The following is a 6,484-nucleotide window of genomic DNA, read 5'->3' as shown; positions in this document are numbered from 1 at the left end:
TTGCCTGTTGCCTGTTGCCTGTTGCCTAAAAGCGATAAATTTTTGGCTTTATTCAAAATTGATATGCACCCATTGAAGATGCTAGAAAAATGAGAGAATTTCAGATTCGCTTAATTCAAAACCAACAAGAAAAAGATGCAATGTATTATCAACGTTGGTTAGTGTTAAGAGCACCAATAAATATGGAAATAGGAACAGAAAAAGATGAATATGAAGATAGTGCTTTACATATTATTGCTGTTTACGAACAACAAATTATTGGGTCAGCTAGACTGCGGGAAATATCTCAGGAATTAGGAAGTATTGCATATCTTTGTGTTTTGCCTGAATTTCAATCTCAGGGAATAGGAACAGCTTTAACCAAAGAAATCATTGAAATTGCCAAGCAAAAACAACTAAAATCTTTGAGAGTAATGACTCGTCTCAGTGCTTCTAAGTTCTATAAAAGAATAGGTTTTATCGAAACTGGCGAGCCATTTCAATTTTTAGGCATACCCCATCAATTTATGTACTTTAACTTGCTTTTTTCTGAGGATAATTTACAAGCACTTTCTCAGTAATTTTCCGTTCAATTGTGAAATTAATATGGCTAACATAATACTTAATAAATTCATAACTATTAGTCGCATCGCAGGAACCTTTAAGTTGAATAGTTTTACTTTTATCTTTGACTAACCTACCTTCACAAGTGTATCTAGATCCATCAGGTTTAACTACAGCTAATTGAGTTTGAATTAACGTTCTATCAGAGTTTATATCAATATCTAAAAAATTAATCTTATAATCAAACCATTCCCAACCATGATGGAACATAAGTTCCCTTTCCAACGCCTGAATACAAGTTGGTAAAATGCCCCAACCTCGATACACACCACCTAATAATTTAATATTGCCCGTTCGTAGCAAAATAGACTTAAAAGATTCCCCATTGAGTAATCCATAATATCTACCATCAGGAAAATCAATCATAGTAGGTGCGAATCTATGGCCACCAAAGTGACTTGCTTTCCAAATCCTAGTATTTTTTAAACCCAATTCGGAAATAGTTTTTTTAGCTTGCATATAAAACGGATTACCATATTTAGCACAGCACTTATCATGGCTACCGTGAGTACAAACTAACATATCCCTAATTTGATTTTCTTGAATATTAATATCTAAATTATCCCCGGCTAAATATTTTTGAATAACAGGAGCCATTTTTTCAGGATGATCTACATCAAATTCATATTTTTTATAACCATTTATAAATGAACTTTGCTCTTTTTCATAGATTAAAATTTTTCTATTATTTTGTCTTTGATTTTGATTTTGAGTGATTAGTAAAAATCTGACTGAAAGCTTAGATTTACTGACTTCTCTCATCAAAATATCTAAGTTTTCTGGTAGATAACGAGACTCGGAAGCATTATAATCCCAAGGATAAGGGCACTCTATCAACACATATATTGAATAGTTTGTACCACTTCCAATAATATCTTCATTTGCTTGTCGGCAAGCATCAGCGCAAAAAAATGTATTCATGTTTAAACTCCAGGTTCTACAAAAATAACTCTTTCATTAACTAACTTCGATAACATTGGCATAATATCTATTTCCCAGTCATAATCTGGGAGTAAATTTATGACGTCTTTTCCAGTAAATGTTTCTCGACTAAATAAATTTTCAATAAACTTTTCTGGCACTCCTTTAATAGATACTTCTTTACCAGAAACTATGATTTTATATTCATCTTCTCGCTCGGATATTTGAGAAATTTTTAAACGTTGAAATTGAGGTATTTTAAACTTAGTTTCAATACCATTATCAAATATATTAAATCCGGCTTGATATGGCAAAGCATATTGATAGATAGGTTTTCCCAAACTATCTAAATAGCTATAATATTCTTCGCTAATATTATGATTATTTATATACTGTTCTAAGTCTTGAATTAAGGTTTCTACACTTAGATTAAAAGAATTATTATCTATTCTTAAAGGTAGACTTTGTCTCCACTCTTCTCTGTGTTGTAATTTACAGATTAACCATTCCAATAGATCGATACCTGTTTTACTGTGAATACCTAAAGTTAGATGAATAGATGGTTCTTCTTTTGTAACTGCGTAATGCCAATGTCCGCGAGGTATATAAAGTACATCTCCTGGATGCAAAATACAACTTAAATAAGCTTCTTCTTCTGGTGGTTCAAGAGAGGATGATTTCTGATTTGGCAATGGGTATTTTAAAGTGTCGGTGTAGACATACCATTGTTTGCTTCCTTCTACTTGCAGAATAAATACATCGTGAGTATCGTAGTGACGAGAAAAACCTTGTTTACTAGACCAGGAGCAGTAAGCATTGACCTGAGTAGGATATCCTAACTCATAACTAAGTTTTGAGGCCAACATTGAAACCTCTGGAATCCTTTGATGAATTTGGTCTATGATTAAGGTCCCACCTTTCTGACACCATTGGGTAAGATTTTTATTTTCTTTGGCCTCCAGAACTTTTCCATCAAATGCCACGCGCACATCGGGATATTTTATTTGATGAAAGTTCAATAGATGGTTGAGTTTGTCCCATGAAAATAGGTCTGTAAAATCTTTCTGTCCTTTACTGGAGATGGCGATCGCTTTTTTAGTCCAGTTGTTTTCCAGAAACTCTTCCTGGGGTAATGGCTGTATTAAATATTTTAGGCACAACATAATCGATATTTTTTTCTATTAATTTTTGAAAATAATCATAAGATGGGTTTTTCCATAATTCTTAACTTTCTTATATTATAGAGCTACCTAAAATTGATTCTGTATTCTTTGATAGAGCTGTATTAAATACTTGAGGTACAACATAATTGATAAACTTTCCTATTAATTTTTTGACATAATCATAAACATGGTTTTTTATAGAATTCTTAAATTTTTGACATTAAAAGCTACCTAAAATTGGTTTTGTATTATTTGATAGATCGATAAAGCTGGAATACTTTGTTATTCTCAGACCTAACCAATAACCTTTTTTACCGAATTATTAATTATTAATAATTAATAATTAAATAATTCTGGTTTAAAGCCTCCCCTTTTAAGGGGAAAAAAAGAAATAATATTTCCTTATATTCAATTCCGTAACGGTTTTAACCAGAGGTAATTATCAATTATCCATTATCAATTAATGAATTGTTGCCCTTGGTACTTCAAGAAATTTAGAAACTATGAATACTATTACTACAAAAAAATTGCTTGATATGTGGTATTGAGTTTACTAGAGTATCGTCATTTCAAATAAGAATAAAACACTTTTTCGGCTGAAACCCTTCTGTGGCAAGAAACCCTTGTCTGAATCTAAACTGAAATGACTATAAATGTTTCTTGGACTGTATAAAGAGATCAAAAAATATAATAAATTTAATTTTGAAAAAAATATTCTCAATCTTTATTATTAAGGATGGGTAAAGCTTTTACCGTTAGCTCTGTTTAGTTGTCACCAGTTCAAGACTTACATGGCTAGTTAAGATAGGGAAAATAGTTAAGTCTTAACCGCTCAACTAAACTTACTAAAACTTGCTCAAAAACCTGAAAGCTTAGTTAGTTGTTCGTAGTGGATAGACCACCACAGGGTTAAACGGCAAACCCTTTATTCCTTGGTCAAAGACATCAGGAATTACTTTTTTAATTATATTAAATGCCTCATTTATCTCAGCATTTAATAATTTATTTTCCCTGGTTTTATACAACCCTCTTGTTACTCTTTTTCCACGAAATTAATGGCTCAATGGATAGACAACTGAGCAAACTTACTCATTTTAGTTTTATAGCTCTAGTTATGAGTAAGTTTGATGAACTTTAGAGAAGTTTTCGCTTTCTCTATTTACCCCCCCTAAATATTCAAAACAAAAATTAAAAGACTTGAATACTTAACTATTAGTGATGACGGTCACCGCCATCTGCGTCAAAGTTACGATCGCCACCATCTGCATCAAAATTACGGTCGCCACCATCTGCATCAAAATTTAATCCTGATGCCAAGTTTTTTCCCTGTAACACAGGTATATCTGTGACTTCTATTTGAATTTTACTAGGCCGAGCTTGCTGAACATTAAAACTCTGTGACATACTTTATCTCTCCAAATTTAGCTATATTTGTTCTCAATAACTCCCTATGAACTGGAGTTGAAAATTAGTATATATTAAATTGCTTAATTTATGCAATAGTTGAGAAATATTTTTAATTATTTTGAAGCAACCTCCGGCGCTTGAAAGTTGGTTAAAAGAGCTGAAAAGTTCTATCTACCTCAGCTCGAGCTTTTGAGGTGAAACCTTTATCTGCTTAAAGATGGCAGAAAATCAACAATACCTGGGAAACAAATAATTATAACTAATACTAATAACTGAAGTAAGATAAATTGAATAGCACCTCGATAAATCTCACCAGTAGTAACCTCTGGAGGTGCGACACCCCGTAGGTAAAATAGTGCAAATCCAAAGGGAGGCGTTAAAAAAGATGCTTGAAGATTAGCCCCCAATATTACACCGTACCAAACCAAATCAATTCCAAGTTGTTGAGCAACAGGTACAAATAAAGGTACAACAATAAAAGCAATCTCAAAAAAGTCGATAAAAAAACCAAGCAAAAAAACAATTGTCATACTGACAAATAAAAAACCTGTCGTTCCCCCAGGAAGATTAGAAAGTAAATCAAACATAAAGCGATCGCCCTCAACCCCTCGGAAAACTAAACTAAAAGCAGTTGACCCAAGAAGTATAAACATCACCATCGTAGTTGTCTTGAGAGTCACATCACATACATTTCTCAAAGAAGTCCAACTAAATCGACCATTGGCCAGAGCCAGAGCGATCGCCCCCACACACCCTACTGCTCCAGCTTCAGTCGGCGTAGCAATACCGAAAAATATACTACCCAAAACCAGTAAAATTAATAATAATGGTGGAATCATTACTGTTAGCACCCTAGTACCCAGAGCTTTACCTCCTAGACTGCGCACCTCTGAGGGTAAAGCAGGAGCAAGGTCTGGTCTAATAAAAGCAACAATTAGAACATGAAGAGCAAATGTTCCTGCCATTAGTAGGCCAGGCAAAATAGAGCCAATAAAAAGATCCCCAACAGAAATTCCTAGTTGGTCTGCCAATACTACCAAAACTACACTAGGAGGTATAATCTGTCCCAAAGTTCCCGATGCAACAATAACACCCGTCGCCAACTCTTTATTATATCCATAGCGCAACATAATAGGTAAAGAAATTAACCCCATTGCCACTACTGTAGCAGCAACCACACCAGTCGTAGCAGCTAAAAGAGCGCCCACAAGAACAACTGCTAGAGCTAAACCACCCCTGACTCTGCCAAATAATATCCCCATTGTTTCCAGGAGTTGTTCTGCAATACCGGATTTTTCCAACATTGCCCCCATAAATATAAAGTAGGGTATAGCCAGCAAAGTATAATTGGCCATAATTCCAAAAATTCTTTGGGGCATTGCAGTCAGAAATATGGGGTCAAAAACATCTAAAGCAATACCTATTAATCCAAAAATTATGGCGACACCACCCAGAGAAAAAGCTACAGGGTAACCAAGGGAAAGTAGCACCAGTGCTCCTGCAAACATTAATGGACCTAGCCATTCATATTCAAGACTCAGATTCATAAGACTCCTTACCGCCTGGTAATTGACCTGTAAAGACTGCAAAATTTTTAATTGTTTCAGAAATTCCTTGGAGAAACAACAATACAAAGCTAACTATAATCATTGTCTTAATTGGGTAACGAGGTAACCCACCAGGATCGGGAGAAGTTTCAAGAATAGCCCATGAATTTAAAACAGCTCCCCAAGAAACAAAAATAACAATGAGACTGAAGGGAATTAAAAATAATATCGTACCAATCAAGTTAACTAGAGCTTTTCTTTTGGGACTCCATCGAGCATAAAAAATATCTACACGAACGTGTTGATTATGTTTGACACAATAAGCTCCACCAAGAAGAAAAACCAGATCAAAAATATACCACTGAACTTCAATGAAAGCGTTGGAAGTTAAATTTTGACCAATGCTCCTACCTAAATAGCGTCCAATGACATTCCAAACACCAACTAAGACCATCAGTAAGACTAACCAATAAGTTAGACGTCCAATTAATTCATTCAAACCATCAATCATCCGTGATAGACGTAGGAGTCTTTTCAATACAACTCCTCCCATAGCATTAAACTTAAGTATGTTTTGGACATTTGATTTTGCCCCGAAACTTTATATATTTTCAGAATACCCTGTACAGCATACGGCCTTATCAAAAAAATTTATGTCTCGATCTCTCGATCTAAAATTGAGGGACATCTTCATTTGAAATTAGATGATTTTCAATGCGATTAATATTTTCTCATGAATCTTCAAACCCCAAAAGTATCGTCATATATGAAATACAGCCATTTTTTTTAACTAAAAATAAAAAAAATTGAGAAAAGGGGTTGACATACCAAAGTTGAGTTGCT

Annotated in this window: 7 protein-coding genes; 1 reads left to right on the top strand and 6 read right to left on the bottom strand. The window is 34.1% G+C overall.

What is annotated here, in order from left to right; translation table 11 throughout:
* Positions 1-89 precede the first annotated feature (89 nt).
* Entirely contained in the window at positions 90-560 is a 471-nt protein-coding gene (locus D5R40_RS29345; protein WP_124147525.1) for a GNAT family N-acetyltransferase, read from the top strand.
* Here the strand turns inward: D5R40_RS29345 and D5R40_RS29340 are convergent.
* From D5R40_RS29340 to D5R40_RS29315, 6 genes are all read right to left on the bottom strand, one after another.
* On the bottom strand, positions 514-1,524 hold the full coding sequence (locus tag D5R40_RS29340) for a ferredoxin family protein (RefSeq protein WP_124155612.1): 1,011 nt from the start codon (positions 1,522-1,524) through the stop codon (positions 514-516). The two genes, D5R40_RS29345 and D5R40_RS29340, sit on opposite strands and share 47 nt — an antisense overlap.
* Before the next feature lie 2 nt (positions 1,525-1,526).
* Entirely contained in the window at positions 1,527-2,687 is a 1,161-nt protein-coding gene (locus D5R40_RS29335; RefSeq protein WP_124147527.1) for a cupin domain-containing protein, read from the bottom strand.
* A gap of 872 nt (positions 2,688-3,559) precedes the next feature.
* Complete coding sequence (locus D5R40_RS29330) at positions 3,560-3,712, bottom strand: hypothetical protein (RefSeq protein WP_205127552.1); 153 nt, start codon at positions 3,710-3,712, stop codon at positions 3,560-3,562.
* A 187-nt stretch (positions 3,713-3,899) separates the two neighbouring features.
* Positions 3,900-4,091 carry a hypothetical protein gene (locus D5R40_RS29325; RefSeq protein ID WP_124147528.1) on the bottom strand — a complete coding sequence of 64 codons (192 nt, stop codon included), beginning with the start codon at positions 4,089-4,091 and terminating at the stop codon, positions 3,900-3,902.
* A 206-nt stretch (positions 4,092-4,297) separates the two neighbouring features.
* Positions 4,298-5,641: a TRAP transporter large permease gene (locus D5R40_RS29320; RefSeq protein ID WP_205127553.1), complete on the bottom strand. Its 1,344-nt coding sequence runs from the start codon at positions 5,639-5,641 to the stop codon at positions 4,298-4,300.
* The gene (locus tag D5R40_RS29315; protein ID WP_124147529.1) at positions 5,625-6,179 is read right to left on the bottom strand and encodes a TRAP transporter small permease subunit; all 555 of its coding nucleotides are present in this window, start codon (positions 6,177-6,179) and stop codon (positions 5,625-5,627) included. Before D5R40_RS29315 ends, D5R40_RS29320 begins: the two co-directional genes overlap by 17 nt.
* Positions 6,180-6,484 lie beyond the last annotated feature (305 nt).

The organism is Okeania hirsuta (assembly GCF_003838195.1).
In the GTDB taxonomy this organism is placed as follows: Bacteria; Cyanobacteriota; Cyanobacteriia; order Cyanobacteriales; family Microcoleaceae; genus Okeania; species Okeania hirsuta.
This window is presented reverse-complemented; position numbering and strand designations above follow the sequence as displayed.

What these genes read in the sequence shown, in the direction of transcription:
- D5R40_RS29345 (WP_124147525.1), top strand. Translation starts at nt 90, where the DNA reads ATGAGAGAATTTCAGATTCGCTTAATTCAAAACCAACAAGAAAAAGAT.
- D5R40_RS29340 (WP_124155612.1), bottom strand. Translation starts at nt 1,524, where the DNA reads ATGAATACATTTTTTTGCGCTGATGCTTGCCGACAAGCAAATGAAGAT.
- D5R40_RS29335 (WP_124147527.1), bottom strand. Translation starts at nt 2,687, where the DNA reads ATGTTGTGCCTAAAATATTTAATACAGCCATTACCCCAGGAAGAGTTT.
- D5R40_RS29325 (WP_124147528.1), bottom strand. Translation starts at nt 4,091, where the DNA reads ATGTCACAGAGTTTTAATGTTCAGCAAGCTCGGCCTAGTAAAATTCAA.
- D5R40_RS29320 (WP_205127553.1), bottom strand. Translation starts at nt 5,641, where the DNA reads ATGAATCTGAGTCTTGAATATGAATGGCTAGGTCCATTAATGTTTGCA.